The organism is Pseudomonas fluorescens HK44 (assembly GCF_000217955.3).
Classification (GTDB): domain Bacteria; phylum Pseudomonadota; class Gammaproteobacteria; order Pseudomonadales; family Pseudomonadaceae; genus Aquipseudomonas; species Aquipseudomonas fluorescens_AQ.
Genome location: NZ_AFOY02000019.1, coordinates 167,524 through 183,318 on the forward strand (window position 1 = coordinate 167,524; position 15,795 = coordinate 183,318).

At 60.4% G+C, this 15,795-nt stretch carries 15 protein-coding genes and 1 pseudogene; 8 read left to right on the forward strand and 8 right to left on the reverse strand.

What is annotated here, in order from left to right; genetic code table 11:
• Positions 1–29: 29 nt before the first annotated feature.
• Together rph and HK44_RS23230 are read left to right on the forward strand one after the other, a co-directional pair.
• Positions 30–752 (forward strand): ribonuclease PH, encoded by a 723-nt coding sequence (rph, locus tag HK44_RS23225; protein WP_019694277.1) that lies wholly within the window; start codon positions 30–32, stop codon positions 750–752.
• A 43-nt stretch (positions 753–795) separates the two neighbouring features.
• On the forward strand, positions 796–1,164 hold the full coding sequence (locus HK44_RS23230) for a DUF4870 domain-containing protein (RefSeq protein WP_019694276.1): 369 nt from the start codon (positions 796–798) through the stop codon (positions 1,162–1,164).
• 175 nt (positions 1,165–1,339) lie between these two features.
• Here the strand turns inward: HK44_RS23230 and HK44_RS23235 are convergent, their stop codons facing one another.
• Positions 1,340–2,119: an exodeoxyribonuclease III gene (locus HK44_RS23235; RefSeq protein ID WP_003176915.1), complete on the reverse strand. Its 780-nt coding sequence runs from the start codon at positions 2,117–2,119 to the stop codon at positions 1,340–1,342.
• A gap of 81 nt (positions 2,120–2,200) precedes the next feature.
• On the opposite strand from HK44_RS23235, the gene pyrE reads away from it, so the two are divergent.
• Complete coding sequence (pyrE, locus tag HK44_RS23240; protein WP_008030591.1) at positions 2,201–2,845, forward strand: orotate phosphoribosyltransferase; 645 nt, start codon at positions 2,201–2,203, stop codon at positions 2,843–2,845.
• Positions 2,846–3,048: 203 nt separating this feature from the next.
• Here the strand turns inward: pyrE and argB are convergent, their stop codons facing one another.
• The 4 genes and pseudogenes from argB to coaBC form a co-directional block, all read right to left on the reverse strand.
• Positions 3,049–3,954, reverse strand: coding sequence for an acetylglutamate kinase (gene argB, locus HK44_RS23245; RefSeq protein WP_019694275.1), 906 nt, complete (start codon positions 3,952–3,954; stop codon positions 3,049–3,051).
• Positions 3,955–3,993: 39 nt separating this feature from the next.
• Positions 3,994–5,397, reverse strand: a pseudogene (locus HK44_RS23250) (phosphomannomutase/phosphoglucomutase); the annotation flags it as partial.
• A 292-nt stretch (positions 5,398–5,689) separates the two neighbouring features.
• Positions 5,690–6,145, reverse strand: a complete 456-nt coding sequence (dut, locus tag HK44_RS23255) for a dUTP diphosphatase (RefSeq protein WP_019694273.1) — start codon at positions 6,143–6,145, stop codon at positions 5,690–5,692.
• A gap of 5 nt (positions 6,146–6,150) precedes the next feature.
• On the reverse strand, positions 6,151–7,359 hold the full coding sequence (gene coaBC / locus HK44_RS23260) for a bifunctional phosphopantothenoylcysteine decarboxylase/phosphopantothenate--cysteine ligase CoaBC (RefSeq protein WP_019694272.1): 1,209 nt from the start codon (positions 7,357–7,359) through the stop codon (positions 6,151–6,153).
• Between the two features lie 133 nt (positions 7,360–7,492).
• Between coaBC and radC the strand changes: the two genes are divergently transcribed.
• Complete coding sequence (gene radC, locus HK44_RS23265; protein WP_019694271.1) at positions 7,493–8,167, forward strand: RadC family protein; 675 nt, start codon at positions 7,493–7,495, stop codon at positions 8,165–8,167.
• Positions 8,168–8,215: 48 nt separating this feature from the next.
• On the opposite strand, the gene HK44_RS23270 is transcribed toward radC, so the two are convergent.
• Positions 8,216–9,802: an ABC transporter substrate-binding protein gene (locus HK44_RS23270; protein WP_019694270.1), complete on the reverse strand. Its 1,587-nt coding sequence runs from the start codon at positions 9,800–9,802 to the stop codon at positions 8,216–8,218.
• 447 nt (positions 9,803–10,249) lie between these two features.
• Here HK44_RS23270 and rpmB point away from each other — a divergent pair, with 447 nt between their 5' ends.
• Both rpmB and rpmG read left to right on the forward strand, forming a co-directional pair.
• Positions 10,250–10,483 (forward strand): 50S ribosomal protein L28, encoded by a 234-nt coding sequence (gene rpmB, locus HK44_RS23275; RefSeq protein ID WP_007894701.1) that lies wholly within the window; start codon positions 10,250–10,252, stop codon positions 10,481–10,483.
• A gap of 11 nt (positions 10,484–10,494) precedes the next feature.
• Positions 10,495–10,650 (forward strand): 50S ribosomal protein L33, encoded by a 156-nt coding sequence (gene rpmG / locus HK44_RS23280; RefSeq protein ID WP_007894709.1) that lies wholly within the window; start codon positions 10,495–10,497, stop codon positions 10,648–10,650.
• A 75-nt stretch (positions 10,651–10,725) separates the two neighbouring features.
• On the opposite strand, the gene HK44_RS23285 is transcribed toward rpmG, so the two are convergent.
• The gene (locus tag HK44_RS23285; protein ID WP_019694269.1) at positions 10,726–11,088 is read right to left on the reverse strand and encodes a cupin domain-containing protein; all 363 of its coding nucleotides are present in this window, start codon (positions 11,086–11,088) and stop codon (positions 10,726–10,728) included.
• 227 nt (positions 11,089–11,315) lie between these two features.
• Between HK44_RS23285 and HK44_RS23290 the strand changes: the two genes are divergently transcribed.
• Positions 11,316–12,809 carry an aldehyde dehydrogenase gene (locus HK44_RS23290; protein ID WP_019694268.1) on the forward strand — a complete coding sequence of 498 codons (1,494 nt, stop codon included), beginning with the start codon at positions 11,316–11,318 and terminating at the stop codon, positions 12,807–12,809.
• A 185-nt stretch (positions 12,810–12,994) separates the two neighbouring features.
• The gene (locus HK44_RS23295) at positions 12,995–14,137 is read left to right on the forward strand and encodes an MFS transporter (RefSeq protein WP_019694267.1); all 1,143 of its coding nucleotides are present in this window, start codon (positions 12,995–12,997) and stop codon (positions 14,135–14,137) included.
• A gap of 72 nt (positions 14,138–14,209) precedes the next feature.
• Here the strand turns inward: HK44_RS23295 and HK44_RS23300 are convergent, their stop codons facing one another.
• Positions 14,210–15,775 (reverse strand): phospholipase D family protein, encoded by a 1,566-nt coding sequence (locus HK44_RS23300; RefSeq protein WP_019694266.1) that lies wholly within the window; start codon positions 15,773–15,775, stop codon positions 14,210–14,212.
• Between the last annotated feature and the right edge of the window lie 20 nt (positions 15,776–15,795).

The following is a 15,795-nucleotide window of genomic DNA, read 5'->3' on the forward strand; positions in this document are numbered from 1 at the left end:
ATTTCCGTCCTCCGTACAGGTGTTCCTCTATGAAACGTCCAAGTGGTCGCGCTGCCGATCAGCTCCGCTCGATCCGCATTACCCGCAACTACACCAAACACGCCGAGGGATCTGTACTGGTCGAGTTCGGTGATACCAAGGTGATCTGCACCGTCAGCGTCGAAAACGGTGTGCCGCGCTTCCTCAAGGGGCAGGGCCAAGGCTGGCTGACCGCCGAATACGGCATGCTGCCGCGCGCCACTGGCGAGCGTAACCAGCGTGAAGCGAGCCGAGGCAAGCAAGGCGGCCGTACGCTGGAGATCCAGCGTCTGATCGGTCGTTCCCTGCGCGCTGCGCTGGACATGTCCAAGCTGGGCGACGTGACCCTGTACGTCGACTGCGACGTGATCCAGGCCGACGGCGGTACGCGTACTGCCTCGATCACCGGCGCCATGGTTGCGCTGGTCGACGCCTTGAAAGTGATCAAGAAACGCGGTGGCCTGAAAGGCGGTGACCCGCTCAAGCAGATGATTGCTGCCGTGTCGGTGGGCATGTACCAGGGCGAGCCAGTGCTGGATCTGGACTACCTGGAAGACTCGGCTGCCGAGACCGACCTGAACGTGGTGATGACCAGCACCGGTGGTTTCATTGAAGTGCAGGGCACCGCTGAAGGCGCGCCGTTCCAGCCTGAAGAACTGAACGCGATGCTGGAGCTGGCGAAAAAAGGCATGAACGACATTTTCGATCTGCAAAAAGCTGCATTGGCTGACTGATTGCCCCAATGCCCTGGTTCCGATGTCCAGCAAGGAGAGCGTCATGAGTGATGAGCAACTTCCGCTGCCAGTGCCGAGCCGTGAGGTTCGTCAGTGGGCCATGTTCTGCCATCTCTCGGCCTTGCTGGGGATTTGGGTGCCGTTCGGTTCGCTGATCGGGCCGCTGATCCTCTGGCAACTGAAGCGCGAGATGGACCCGTTCATCGACGATCAGGGCAAGGAAGCGCTGAACTTTCAGATCAGCGTGGCCATTGCTTCGGCCATCTGCCTGCTGTTGATGGTGGTGGTGATCGGCTTCTTCCTGTTTGGCCTGGTGGCCATCGGTGCGCTGGTGCTGACAATCATCGCCGGGGTAAAAGCCAATGAAGGGCAGCTGTATCGCTACCCCTTCACCTGGCGGTTGATCAAATAATGATCGATGAGGATTCCTTTGTGGGAGCGCGCCTGCTCGCGATAGCGGTCTGACAGTCATCGCATCGGTATCTGGTCTACCGTCATCGCGAGCAGGCTCGCTCCCACATTGAATAATCAGCGCCCATAAAAAAGCCGACATCTCTGTCGGCTTTTTTGCAGCTGTGAAAAAACGCTTAGATCGTCAGCGTCCAGTCGTAGTCCACGATCAACGGCGCGTGTTGCGAGAACCGCGGCTGACGTGGCAAGCGAGCGCTGCGTACAAAACGGCGCAGGCCCGGGGTCAGCAGCTGGTAGTCGAAACGCCAGCCCAGGTTGAGCATCTCGGCCTGTTCGTTGTCTGGCCACCAGCTGTACTGATCGCCTTCGCGACTGACTTCGCGCAGGGCATCGACATACCCCATGTTGCCGACAATCTCGTCCATCCAGGCGCGCTCTGGCGCCAGGAAGCCCGGGGATTGCTGGCTGTCGCGCCAGTTCTTGATATCCAGCTTCTGTTGCGCCACGTACAGCGAGCCACAATAAATGTACTCGCGACGTTTGCGTCGCTGTTTATCCAGATAACGGGCGAAATCGTCCATTAGCTTGAACTTCTGGTTCAAGTCTTCATCGCCGTTCTGCCCCGAAGGGAGCAGTAAGGTCGCGATGCTGACCTTGTCGAAATCGGCTTGCAGGTAGCGCCCGTAGCGGTCGGCTGTCTCGAAGCCGAGACCGCTGATGACAGCCTTCGGTTGCAACCGCGAGTACAAAGCCACGCCACCTTGGGCGGGGACTTCGGCATCGCAGGCATAAAGGAAGTAGCCATCCAGTTGGAAGGCTGGATCGTCCAGTTCAAAGGCGGAGGCGCGGGTGTCCTGCAGGCAGATGACGTCGGCATTCTGTGCCTGCAGCCAACTGAGCAAACCACGCTCGACTGCAGCCTGAATACCATTGACGTTCACACTGATGATCCGCATAAATGGCCCCAAAAATCGCGTGCGTGTATGATACACGGCGTCTACCTAATTAGCTAAATCCGTGGTATTTGGGGTTTTTTCATGCAAGCGTATCAGCGCGACTTCATTCGTTTTGCCATCGATCGCGGCGTTTTGCGCTTCGGTGAGTTCACCCTGAAGTCCGGGCGTACCAGTCCTTACTTCTTCAATGCAGGCCTTTTCAACTCGGGTTCTGCGCTGGCGCAACTGGGTCGTTTCTACGCGGCAGCCATCGTCGAGAGCGGCATTGCGTTCGACGTGCTGTTTGGCCCTGCGTACAAAGGCATTCCTTTGGCGGCGACCACCGCCGTGGCCCTGGCTGAGCACCATGACCGCGATCTGCCATGGTGCTTCAACCGCAAGGAAGCCAAGGCTCACGGCGAAGGCGGCAGCCTGGTCGGCGCGCCGCTGACCGGCGACGTGCTGATCATCGATGACGTGATCACCGCCGGTACCGCAATCCGTGAAGTGATGCAGATCATTGCTTCCCAGGACGGTGCCAAGGCCGCCGGCGTGCTGATCGCGCTGAACCGTCAGGAGCGCGGTAACGGCGAACTGTCGGCAATTCAGGAAGTGGAGCGCGACTTCGGTATTCCGGTGATCAGCATCGTTTCGCTGAATCAGGTGCTGGAATTCCTCGCCGACGATCCGCAGCTCAAGCAGCATTTGCCGGCGGTAGAAGCCTACCGCGCGCAGTTCGGCGTCTGACCACAACCCTTATGGGGGCGAGCTTGTGTGGCGAGGGAGCTTGCTCCCGCTGGGCTGCGTAGCAGACCCAAGGATTTTTGTGAGTGCTGCGCACTCAAGCGGGAGCAAGCTCCCTCGCCACTAAAGGTGGGGTGCCACAAAGATCGCGGGCAAAAAAAGACCCCGCTCAGTCAGGCTGAGCGGGGTCTTTTTATGTGTGTTGCTTACGGACGCTTGCGGTTGCTGATCAGGGTGCCCACGCCGGTGTCGGTGAAGATTTCCAGCAGAATCGCGTTCGGCACCCGGCCATCGATGATCAGCGAGCTGCCGACGCCGCCCTGTACGGCTTCCAGCGCACAACGGATCTTCGGCAGCATGCCGCCGTAGATGGTGCCGTCGGCGATCAGTTCGTCGACCTGCTGGGTGCTCAGGCCGGTCAGGACCTTGCCCGTTTTGTCCATCAGGCCGGCGATGTTGGTCAGCAGCATCAGCTTTTCGGCTTTCAGCGCTTCAGCGACTTTGCCGGCAACCAGATCGGCGTTGATGTTGTACGACTCGCCGTTGGCGCCGACACCGATGGGCGCGATCACCGGGATGAAATCGCCCTTGACCAGCAGGTTCAGCAGGTCGGTGTTGATCCCGACCACTTCGCCCACCTGGCCGATGTCGATGATTTCCGGCTGGGTCATCTCCGGTGTCTGACGGGTGACGGTGAGCTTCTTCGCACGAATCAGCTCGGCGTCTTTGCCGGTCAGGCCGATGGCGCTGCCGCCGTGGCGGTTGATCAGGTTGACGATGTCTTTGTTCACCTGGCCGCCGAGGACCATTTCCACTACGTCCATGGTCTGCGCATCAGTGACGCGCATGCCGTCGATGAAGTGGCTCTCGATCGACAGGCGCTTGAGCAGGTCGCCGATTTGCGGGCCGCCACCGTGAACCACCACCGGGTTGATGCCCACGGCCTTCATCAGCACGATGTCGCGGGCAAAGCCGGTTTTCAGCTCCTCGCTTTCCATCGCGTTGCCGCCGTATTTGATCACCAGGGTCTTGCCGACATAGCGGCGAATATAAGGCAACGCTTCGGACAGGACCTTGGCGGTGTTGGCGGCGGCTTCGCGTTCGATGGTCATTCGGGGCTCCGGCACTTCAATAAAAGGCGCTTCAAAAAATCAAAATGGTAGTTGGAGGTCAGGTGCAACACGTTTCAGTTGGGTGTGGAACACGTCCTTGATGCGCTGCAGTTCGGCGTCGTTATCGGCCTCGAAACGCAGGACCAGCACCGGTGTGGTGTTGGACGCGCGAACCAGGCCCCAGCCTTTGGCGTAGTCGACTCGCACACCGTCGATGGTGGTCAATTCGGCACCGATGCCCCAACGGGCGTCGTGCAGTGCATCAATGATGCTGAATTTGCTCTCTTCGGTCACATGGATATTGATTTCTGGCGTAGAAATATCGTTCGGGAAGGTCTCGAACAGCGCCTGCGCGCTGGATTTTTCCTTGCTGAGGATCTCCAGCAGCCGCGCGGCGCTGTAAATACCGTCGTCGAAACCGAACCAGCGCTCTTTGAAGAAGATATGCCCGCTCATTTCGCCTGCGAGCAGGGCGCCGGTTTGTTTCATCTTCTTCTTGATCAATGAATGACCGGTTTTCCACATCAGCGGGCGACCGCCATATTCCTTGATCAGCGGGGTCAGGCGGCGGGTGCATTTGACGTCGAAGATGATCTCGGCGTCCGGGTTGCGTGCCACCACATCCTTGGCGAACAGCATCAGCAGGCGGTCCGGGAACACGATGTCGCCGGTATTGGTCACCACGCCGACGCGGTCGCCGTCACCGTCGAAAGCCAGGCCCAGGTCGGCCTTGGTTTCCTTGACCTTGGCGATCAGGTCCATCAGGTTCTCGGGTTTGCCCGGGTCCGGGTGGTGGTTCGGGAAGTTGCCGTCGACCTCGCAGAACAACGGGATGACTTCGCAGTTCAGTGCTTCGATCAGTTGAGGTGCGATAACACCGGCGGCACCGTTGCCGCAGTCGACCACCACTTTCAGGCGCCGGGCGAGTTTGATGTCCTGGACGATTTCGGTGGTGTAGCGATCAAGGATCTCGACTTTGGTGATGCTGCCCTTGCCGCTGCTCAGGTTGTTGGTTTTAAGGCGTTCGTGCAGGGCCTGGATCTGTTCGTTGGCCAGGGTGTCGCCAGCGATGACGATTTTGAAGCCGTTGTAGTTCGACGGGTTGTGGCTGCCGGTGAGCATTACGCCAGACTTGCCGGCCAGCACGTTGGCTGCGTAATAGAGCGCCGGGGTTGGCACCAGGCCGACGTCGCTGACGTGGCAGCCGCTGTCGTGCAGGCCCTGAATCAATTGCTCGACCAATTCCGGGCCAGACAGGCGACCGTCACGGCCGACGGAGATGTTCGGCTCATCCATGGCCAGCGTTTCGGAGCCGATGGCGCGACCGATCCAATAAGCGGTTTCAGCGGTCAGGGTTTCCGGGACGACGCCACGAATGTCATAGGCGCGAAAAATGCTGTCGGGGAACGTGGGTGCGACTCGGGCTGCGGTGCTCATCTGTGGGAATGCTCCATTTCGAAAGTGGCGGAACCTGCCTGCGAACAACGTGTCGACAGGCTCAAACTGAAGGATATGACGGCGTTTTCCACAGAGAGTTCGTGGTGCGAAAGGGCCATGACACTCATGAAAGCCGGCTCATGCCTTGATTTTCGCGGTGAACCTTGCAAGTGAGGCTGCATAAACATTGTGGCGAGGGAGCTTGCTCCCGCTTGGGTGCGTAGCGCCCACGAAATTTTGGGGTCTGCTATGCAGCCCGGCGGGAGCAAGCTCCCTCGCCACATGGGGCTTTGTTGTATCAGTGGCTGCCGGAATGACCGAAGCCACCGGTACCGCGCTGGGTCTCGACGAACTCTTCCACCATCTCGAAGTGCGCCTGAACCACCGGCACCAGCACCAGTTGCGCAAGACGCTCACCCACCACGATGTTGAAGTCGGTCTGGCCGCGGTTCCAGCAGGAGACCATTAGCGGGCCCTGGTAATCGGAGTCGATCAGCCCGACCAGGTTGCCCAGCACGATGCCGTGCTTATGGCCCAGGCCCGAGCGCGGCAGGATCAGTGCAGCGAGGCCCGGGTCGCCGATGTACACCGACAGGCCGGTCGGGATCAGCAGGGTTTCACCCGACTTGATGACGGTGTCCTGTTCCAGCATCGCCCGCAGGTCGAGGCCGGCGGAGCCTGGCGTGGCGTACTGTGGCAGCGGGAATTCGCGGCCAATGCGTGGGTCGAGGATCTTGGCTTGTAAAGCGTGCATGCGAGTTAAACCTGGTTCAGACGTTCGGCGATAAAAGTGATCAGCTGGCGGGCGATTTTGCCCTTGCTGGTCTGGGCGAAGAGCGTTGCGTGCAACTCCCGGTCGATCACGCTGCAAGCGTTTTCCTCGCTGTTGAAGCCAATGCTCGGGTTGGCCACGTCGTTGGCGACGATCAGGTCGAGGTTTTTGTCTTTCAGCTTGCGTGCAGCGTAGTCGAGCAGGTGTTCGGTTTCGGCGGCGAAGCCAACACTGAACGGACGGTCGGGGCGTGTGGCAATGGTCGCCAGAATGTCTGGGTTGCGGACCATTTGTAGCAACAAGCCGTCGCCGTTCGTAGGGTCTTTCTTGAGTTTTTGTGGGGCGACGACTTCCGGGCGATAGTCCGCGACCGCAGCAGAGGCGATGAACAGGTCGCAAGGGATCGCGGCTTCACAGGCGGCGAGCATGTCGCGGGCGCTGACCACGTCGATCCGGGTGACGCGATCCGGGGTCGGCAGGTGCACGGGGCCGGTGATCAAGGTTACCCGGGCGCCGGCTTCAACCGCGGCTTCGGCCAGGGCAAAGCCCATTTTCCCTGAGCTGTGGTTGGTGATGTAGCGCACCGGGTCGATGTTTTCCTGGGTCGGACCGGCCGTGATCAGCACGTGCTTGCCGGTCAGTGCCTGACGCTGGAAGCAATCGGCGGCGCACTGCACCAGATCGTCGGCCTCGAGCATGCGGCCCATGCCGACGTCGCCGCAGGCCTGGCTGCCGGACGCCGGGCCGAAGACCTTGAAGCCACGGCTTTCAAGCAATTGGGTGTTGGCCTGGGTAGCCGGGTCGCGCCACATGGCCTGGTTCATCGCCGGGGCCAGCGCGACGGTGGCGTCGGTGGCCAGTACCAGGGTGGTCAGCAGGTCATTGGCGATGCCTTGGGCCAGGCGCGCGATCAGGTCGGCGGTGGCCGGCGCGATCAGCACCAGGTCGGCCCATTTGGCCAGCTCGATGTGGCCCATCGCAGCTTCGGCCGCCGGGTCCAGCAGGTCCAGGTGGACCGGGTGCCCGGAGAGTGCCTGCATGGTCAGCGGGGTGATGAACTCGCTGCCGCCACGGGTCATGACCACGCGCACTTCGGCGCCCTGGTCGATGAGTCGGCGAACCAGCTCGGCACTCTTGTAGGCGGCAATGCCGCCGCCGACGCCGAGAACGATGCGTTTCCGATACAGCCGCTGCATAGGCCTGCCTTTCAATTCATTGATGACTACGTGGCGAAACCCCTCCCCAGGGTGAAATCGCCCGCAAAAAAGATGGACTACGATATCACAGCGACCGCAACGGAACAGCGGCGCCCACACACATGGAGGTGCTATGAGCATTCGCGATTGGCCGGCGGCAGAGCGCCCGCGGGAGAAGCTTCTGGAGCAGGGTTCGGCGAGCCTTTCGGACGCCGAGTTGCTGGCCATCTTTCTACGCACCGGGGTGACCGGTAAAAGCGCGGTCGATCTGGCGCGACACCTGTTGCATCAATTCGGCAGCCTGCGCACGTTGCTGGAGGCCGATCAGCAGACGTTCGGCAGTCAGCTTGGACTGGGGCCGGCAAAGTTCGCCCAATTGCAGGCAGTACTGGAGATGGCACGGCGGCATTTGGCGGAACGCTTGCGTCGCGACTCGGTGCTCAAGAGCCCGATCGAGGTGCGCAATTACCTGAAGGCGATGTTGCGCCATGAGCCGCATGAGGTGTTTGGCTGCCTGTTTCTGGACTCCCGGCATCGGGTGCTGGCGTTCGAGATACTGTTTCGCGGTTCGATCGACAGTGCCAGCGTCTACCCGCGTCAGGTGGTCAAGCGTGCACTGGCGCACAACGCCGCGGCGTTGATCCTGTGCCACAACCATCCGTCAGGGAGTGCCGAGCCGAGTCAGGCGGATCGAGCGCTGACCAGGCGCCTGCAAGAGGCGCTGGACCTGGTCGATGTGCGGGTACTCGACCATTTCATCGTCGGCGATGGCGATCCGCTGTCGATGGCCGAGTATGGGTGGATGTGAGCGGGGTAGCGAAGCCAAGTAAAACTATGTGGTTTTGCGGTGACGCTATTACTTGAGACTGACTTTGGAATAGTCCTGGCGGCCGAACGGGCTGACCTGGTAGCCCTGAACATCCTTGCGCGTCAGCGCGTAGGCGGTCGGGTGCGCCAGTGGCAGCCACAGCGCCTGTTGCTGGATCTGCGCCTGGGCCTGTTCGTAAAGCTTGCTGCGCACGCCTTGTTCGGTCGTGGTCTTGCCGGCGCTGATGACTTTGTCCAGGCCCGGGTCGCAGTAGCGGGCGAAGTTGGTCCCGGACTGGACCGCCGCGCAGGAGAACTGTGGCGTGAGGAAGTTATCCGGGTCACCGTTGTCGCCGGACCAGCCCATGAACAGCAGGTCGTGTTCGCCGGCCTTGGCGCGGCGAATCAGCTCGCCCCATTCAATCACCCGGATTTCCGCCTGAATCCCGACTTCGGCCAGGTCCGCCTGCAACAGCTGGGCGCCAAGACTTGGGTTCGGGTTGAGCAGGCTGCCGGAAGGCCGGGTCCAGATCGTGGTTTTAAAACCCTCCTTGAGCCCGACCTTGGCCAGCAGTGCGCGCGCCTTGGCGATGTCTTTCGGATAGCCCGGCAGGTCTTTGGCGTAGCTCCAAGTGTTGGGCGGGTACGGACCGTTGGCAGCCTGCGCGGTGTCTTCGAAAACGGCCTTGAGGTAGCTGGCCTTGTCGAAGGCGAGGTTGATCGCCTGGCGGACTTCGGGCTTGTCCAGTGGCGGGTGCTGGCTGTTGATGGCCACGAACGCGGTCATGAACGCCGGCGTGCTCTCGATCTTCAGGGTCGGGTCCTGGGCGGCGGCCTGCACATCCAGCGGTTTGGGCGACAGGGCGATCTGGCACTCGTTGCGCCGCAGTTTTTGCAAGCGCACGTTGGCGTCCGGAGTGATGGCGAACACCAGGCTGTCCACTGCCGGTTTGCCGGCAAAGTAGTCGCGGTTGGCCTTGTAGCGAATCGACGCATCTTTCTGGAAGCGCCCGAAGATGAACGGGCCACTGCCGATTGGCTGACTGTTGAGCTTCTCGGGCGTGCCGGCTTTGAGCAACTGGTCGGCATACTCGGCCGAGTAGATCGAGGCAAACCCCATGCTCAGGGTGACAAGGAAGGTCGAGTCGGGGTGGTCCAGGGTAAAGCGTACGGTTAGCGGGTCCAGCGCGTCGATTTTCTTGATCAGCGCAGGCAATTGCATCGATTGAGCGTGAGGGAAGCCACTTTGGGCGACTTTGTGCCAAGGGTGGGCCGGGTCGAGCATGCGCTCGAAGCTGAACTTCACGTCTTCGGCATTCAGGTCGCGGGTAGGGGTGAAGTACTCGGTGTGGTGGAATTTCACCTGCGGGTGCAGCTTGAAAATGTAAGTCAGACCGTCGGTCGACACTTCCCAGCTGTCGGCCAGGCTGGGGACGACTTTACCGCTGGCGGTATCGAAATCAACCAGACGGTTCATCAGCACGTCGGCCGAGGCGTTGGTGGTAGTCAGCGAGTTGTATTGAACGACATCGAACCCTTCCGGGCTGGCCTCGGTGCAGACGCTCAAAGCGGCAGCCTGGGCCAATGGGCTCAGCAAGAGTGGGGCGAGCAACAACGGTAGGGCAGCGAGGCGCATGTGTGGATTCCTGTGCAGATCGAAGGCCCATCTGCGAGTGCAGTCTGGAAAAGGCTTACCCTAGTGGGCTCTTTTACAAATGACTATCCCCTTTTTCATTTTAAGGGGACTATGTGCGATTGTTTTCGGTGAGTGCTGCCCGAGGAAAACCCTGGATTGACCTGTTGGCCGATTCTCTGCGACGAGCGGTCGCCATCGACGACAGCCTTTGTCCAAGGCGCTCGGAGCCCGAAAAATAGGTGTTTTGTTAATTCAATGCACACCGATTGTTGTTGCTCTCTAGTCTTTCTGGTATAAAGCAGCGCTCTTTTCTAGGGGCCCGGTTCCTTCGTTTGTAGGTGTAGCCGGTAAGACCCCTAAAGAAACGCGGCGCCTGGCGCCAAATGACTGAGAGATTAAGCGGCCAACCCATGCCGGGTTGGGCATGTGGTTTTAGAGGGCTGAGGCATGTCGAGAGTCTGTCAAGTTACCGGTAAGGGTCCGGTGACTGGGAATAACATTTCCCACGCAAACAACAAAACCCGTCGTCGTTTCCTGCCGAACCTGCAGCATCACCGCTTCTGGGTTGAAGAAGAGAAACGTTTCGTGCGTCTGCGCGTATCTGCCAAAGGCATGCGTATCATCGACAAGCGTGGCATTACTGTCGTGCTGGCCGAAATCCGCAAAGCTGGCAAGATCTAAGGGAGCTAATCATGCGTGAATTGATTCGTTTGATTTCGAGCGCCGGTACTGGCCACTTCTACACTACCGACAAGAACAAGCGCACTACTCCGGACAAAATCGAGATCAAGAAATTTGATCCGGTTGTTCGCAAGCACGTGATCTACAAAGAAGGCAAAATCAAGTAATTGATTTTTCCCTCTTAAGAAAAAGGCCCGTATCGCAAGATACGGGCCTTTTTTGTTGTGGTTGTCAGAAAAGCCTCAGGCCTTCTGTTCAAACGCCACGTAGATCTTGCGGCACGGTTCCAGCACTTCCCAGGTGCCGCGGAAACCGGCCGGAATGACAAACCGATCGCCTGCCCGCAGGGTCTTGGCATTGCCGTCGTGGTCGCGCAGCACGGAAACCCCCTGCACGATTTCGCAGTATTCGTGCTCGGTGAAGTTCACCGTCCATTGCCCGACTTCACCTTCCCACACGCCCGCGTTCAGCTGACCACACGGGCTGCTGTAGTGGTTGTAGACGGCTTGCTCGGGGTCACCCTTGAGGACTTTTGCGGCGTCCGGGCGGTAGCGCTCGGCGGGTGTGGTGGCCTGGCTGAAGTCGACGATGTTGTGGATGCTCATTCCTGTAATCCCCCGTGATTGCGGCCTGAAAATCAAAGTCTATGTTTATTAAAATGAACATCGCAAGGCCGTTTACCGGCTTTATGTCAAATATATTGAAACATGAGGGGCCGCTGGTTTAGGGTGGCAGTTGCCTTGGGCCGAATTGAAGACTGGCCGGGCAGAATTCCTGTAGGTGCCTGCGTAGATCGCGTGGCGCTCGTATTCAATAAGAGGAGGACTCTCGTATGACTACCCTGACTCGTGCCGACTGGGAACAACGCGCCCGCGACCTGAAGATCGAAGGCCGTGCCTACATCAATGGCGAATACACCGCAGCTGTCTCCGGCGAGACCTTCGACTGCATCAGCCCTGTCGATGGCCGTCTGCTGGGCAAGATCGCCAGCTGTGATGCCGCCGACGCCCAGCGCGCCGTAGAAAACGCCCGCAGCACGTTCAACTCGGGCGTCTGGTCGCGTCTGGCACCGGCCAAGCGCAAGGCCACCATGATTCGTTTCGCCGGCCTGCTCAAACAGCACGCCGAAGAGCTGGCGCTGCTTGAGACCCTGGACATGGGCAAGCCGATCAGCGACTCCCTGTACATCGACGTTCCGGGCGCGGCGCAAGCGCTGAGCTGGAGCGGTGAGGCCATCGACAAGATCTACGACGAAGTGGCCGCCACCCCGCATGACCAACTGGGTCTGGTGACTCGGGAGCCGGTGGGTGTGGTGGGTGCCATCGTGCCGTGGAACTTCCCGCTGATGATGGCGTGCTGGAAACTCGGTCCCGCGCTGTCCACCGGTAACTCGGTGATCCTCAAGCCATCCGAAAAATCCCCGCTGACCGCTATCCGCCTCGCAGCGCTGGCCGTTGAAGCCGGTATCCCGAAAGGCGTACTGAACGTGCTGCCGGGCTACGGCCACACGGTCGGCAAGGCGTTGGCCTTGCACATGGACGTCGACACGCTGGTGTTCACCGGTTCGACCAAGATCGCCAAGCAACTGATGATTTATTCTGGCGAATCGAATATGAAGCGCGTCTGGCTGGAAGCCGGTGGCAAGAGCCCGAACATCGTGTTTGCCGATGCGCCGGACCTGCAAGCGGCGGCCGAGTCCGCTGCCAGTGCCATCGCGTTCAACCAGGGCGAGGTCTGCACCGCCGGTTCGCGTCTGTTGGTCGAGCGTTCGATCAAGGATAAATTCCTGCCGCTGGTGATCGAGGCCCTGAAAGCCTGGAAGCCCGGCAACCCGCTGGATCCGGCCACCAACGTCGGCGCACTGGTCGACACCCAACAGATGAACACCGTGCTGTCCTACATCGAATCCGGTCACACCGACGGCGCCAAGCTGGTGGCAGGCGGTAAGCGGATCCTTCAGGAAACCGGTGGCACCTACGTTGAACCGACGATTTTCGATGGCGTGAGCAACGCCATGAAAATCGCTCAGGAAGAGATCTTTGGCCCGGTGCTGTCGGTCATCACCTTCGACAGCGTCGATGAAGCGATCCGGATCGCCAACGACACGCCGTATGGCCTGGCTGCTGCCGTCTGGACCTCGGATATTTCCAAGGGTCACCTGACCGCCAAGGCCCTGCGTGCCGGTAGCGTGTGGGTCAACCAGTACGATGGCGGCGACATGACCGCACCGTTTGGTGGTTTCAAACAGTCGGGCAACGGCCGTGACAAGTCGCTGCATGCGTTCGACAAGTACACCGAGCTGAAGGCGACCTGGATCAAGCTGTAAACCATTCAGGGAGCCTGTTTTGAATCAGGCTCCCTGAACGACGCTGATCCCCTGTGGGAGCGAGCCTGCTCGCGATAGCGGTATGACAGTCGACGTCAATGTTGAATGTTGCGCCGTCATCGCGAGCAGGCTCGCTCCCACAGTGCTTTGCGCTGTACATAAAAATATCCACAGGAGCGTGGAACATGCGTTGGGCGACTTATTTCGCCGTATTGGCCTCTGTCCTGAGCGTCGGCCTGGCCCTGGGTGTCAGCATGCCGCTGGTGTCGTTGCGTCTGGAAAGCTGGGGTTACGGCTCGTTTGCAATCGGCGTAATGGCGGCGATGCCGGCGATTGGCGTGCTGCTGGGGGCCAAGGTTTCAAGCCATCTGGCGGCACGTTTCGGCACAGCCAATCTGATGCGCCTGTGCCTGTGGGCGGGGGCGTTTTCGATCGGCTTGCTGGCGCTGTTGCCGAGCTACCCGATATGGCTCGTGTTGCGGCTGATGATCGGGGTGATCCTGACCCTCGTGTTCATCCTAGGCGAGAGCTGGATCAACCAGTTGGTGGTCGAGCAATGGCGCGGGCGACTGGTGGCGCTGTATGGCAGCAGTTATGCCCTGAGTCAGCTGTCCGGTCCGTTGCTGCTGGGCGCGTTGGGCGCCGACAATGATTTCGGCTTCTGGGTGGGTGTCGGTTTGCTGGTGACGTCGCCGTTGTTGCTGTTGGGGCGTAGCGGCGCGCCGAGCAGCGAAGCCTGCAGCGTGACGTTCAGCGACTTGCTGAGCTTCTGCCGTGGCCTGCCGGCGATTGCCTGGGCGGTGTCGCTGTTTGCAGCCTTCGAGGCGATGATCCTGACCTTGCTGCCGGTGTATTGCCTGCGCCAGGGCTTCAGCGCTGAAATCGCCCTGGCGATGGTCAGCACCGTAGTGGTTGGCGATGCGTTGCTGCAACTGCCGATTGGGGCGCTGGCGGATCGACTGTCGCGGCGTACGTTGTTTGCCGGTTGCGCAGTCATCCTGATGCTCTCGAGCCTGGCGATTCCGCTGTTGATCGAGACCTTGCTGATCTGGCCGTTGTGGGTGTTGTTTGGCGCCAGTGCCGGCGGCTTGTTTACCTTGTCGCTGATTCTGATCGGCGAACGCTACCGTGACGATGCGCTGGTGCGAGCCAATGCTCACATCGCGCAACTGTGGGGCATCGGATGCCTGATCGGCCCACTGGCGGCCGGTGCCGGCAGTCAATGGATCAGCGGGCATGCCTTGCCGTTGCTGATGGCGGCGGGGGCGTTTGGGCTGGTGATTCTGTTGATGCGCCAAGGGGCGTTTGGCACGGTGCAGCCCGCGTAATGTGTAGCAGCTGCCGAACGCAGGCTGCGCCAGCGGCTACGGACGGTGTGATGGCGCAGGATCATGCAGTTCTTAGAGCATCCGCTCCAGTCCCACCGATTTGCTGAGCCAGGCATTGAAATGTCGCCACCAGCTTCCCGGCTCTCGGGTCAGGGTGTGTGGCTGGCCGTTGTCTTCAGTGGCCCACACCACCTGGCCATTCTCCAGTCGTGCCTCATAACTCAAGGCCGGTGACATCCCTCGCAGGGCCAGTTCGCGAACCTGTTCGGCGAGTTCCGGGCTGTCCACCAGCACCCCGACTTCAGTGTTCCAGAGCACCGAGCGCGGATCGAAATTGAACGAGCCGATGAACGCCTTTTGCCGGTCAAAGATCATCGCCTTGCTGTGCAGGCTGGAGTCGGAACCACGGGAGGCGGCGTTGTGGAACAGGTTCGGACCACTGCCACCGTGCTCGCCGGGTTGACGGCGCAACTCGAACAACTTCACGCCATGTTCCAGCAACGCTTTGCGGTAAGGCGCGTAACCACCGTGTACGGCCGGCACGTCGGTGGCGTCCAGGGAATTGGTCAGCAAGCTGACGGACACCCCGGCATCCGCGCGTCCCGTCAGGTAGACCAGCCCTGTCTGGCCTGGGACGAAATAGGCCGAGATCATGATCAGCTCGTTACTGACGCCTTGTAACTCGGGCGTCAGTTGGGTGGTCAGCAGCAATTGCGGGTCCGGTTCGTCCTTGGCCAGCACCTTGCTCGGTGCGTCCCACAATGCCTGGTTCCAGGCCCAGATCAATTCGCGCCGCCAGACATCCAGGTGTGGATGGGTCTGGTAAATCTTCAGTTGCTGGTACAGCACATGGTTCTGTTGGCGGCTGCCTTCCAGCGACTCTTGCAGTCGCAGTCGGGTGTTGGCCAGATCCTTTGCCGTGGGTTTGCCCGAGATAAACTCATCAATCGGTTTGCTCAGGGCGCTGTTCCAGTATTGGTCGAAACTGTGCCCGAGCTGCTCGGCCACCGGGCCGATGCCGAGCATGTCGATGTCGGTGAAATTCAGGTCAGGCTCGGCATCGAAGTACTCGTCGCCCAGATTACGGCCACCGACAATGGCAGCGCTGTTGTCCGCCAGCCACAGCTTGTTGTGCATGCGCCGATGCTGCAAAGACAGGTTGAACAGCCGCCCCATGGTACGGGTCAGTCCGGTGCTGCGGCCCAGGTGCAGCGGGTTGAACAGGCGAATCTGAATCTGCGGATGCGCAGCCAGGGTGGCGATGATCTGGTCCAGGCCATCGCTGGTGGTGTCGTCGAGCAGAATGCGTATGCGCACACCGCGGTCGGCGGCCTTGAGCAGCTCTGCCACCAGCAACCGTGTGCTGACACCGTCGTGGACGATGTAGTACTGCAAGTCGAGGCTGCTTTGCGCATTGCGAATCAGCTCGGCACGCGCCATGAAGGCTTCACTGCTGTTGGGCAGCAGGCGGAAACCGGAGCGGCCCTGATACGCCGCCGCCTGTGCCTGGATCGAACGTCCGAACGCAGAGTTCGCCGCTGGCAACGCCTGGCTCGGCTCGTGATGTACGGTGAGAGAGGTGCAGCCGCTCAGTAGCGAGACGAGCGGCAGAAAAAGCAGGGCTTGTCTGGGGCGCAAATCGGAGTTTCCGCGAATGG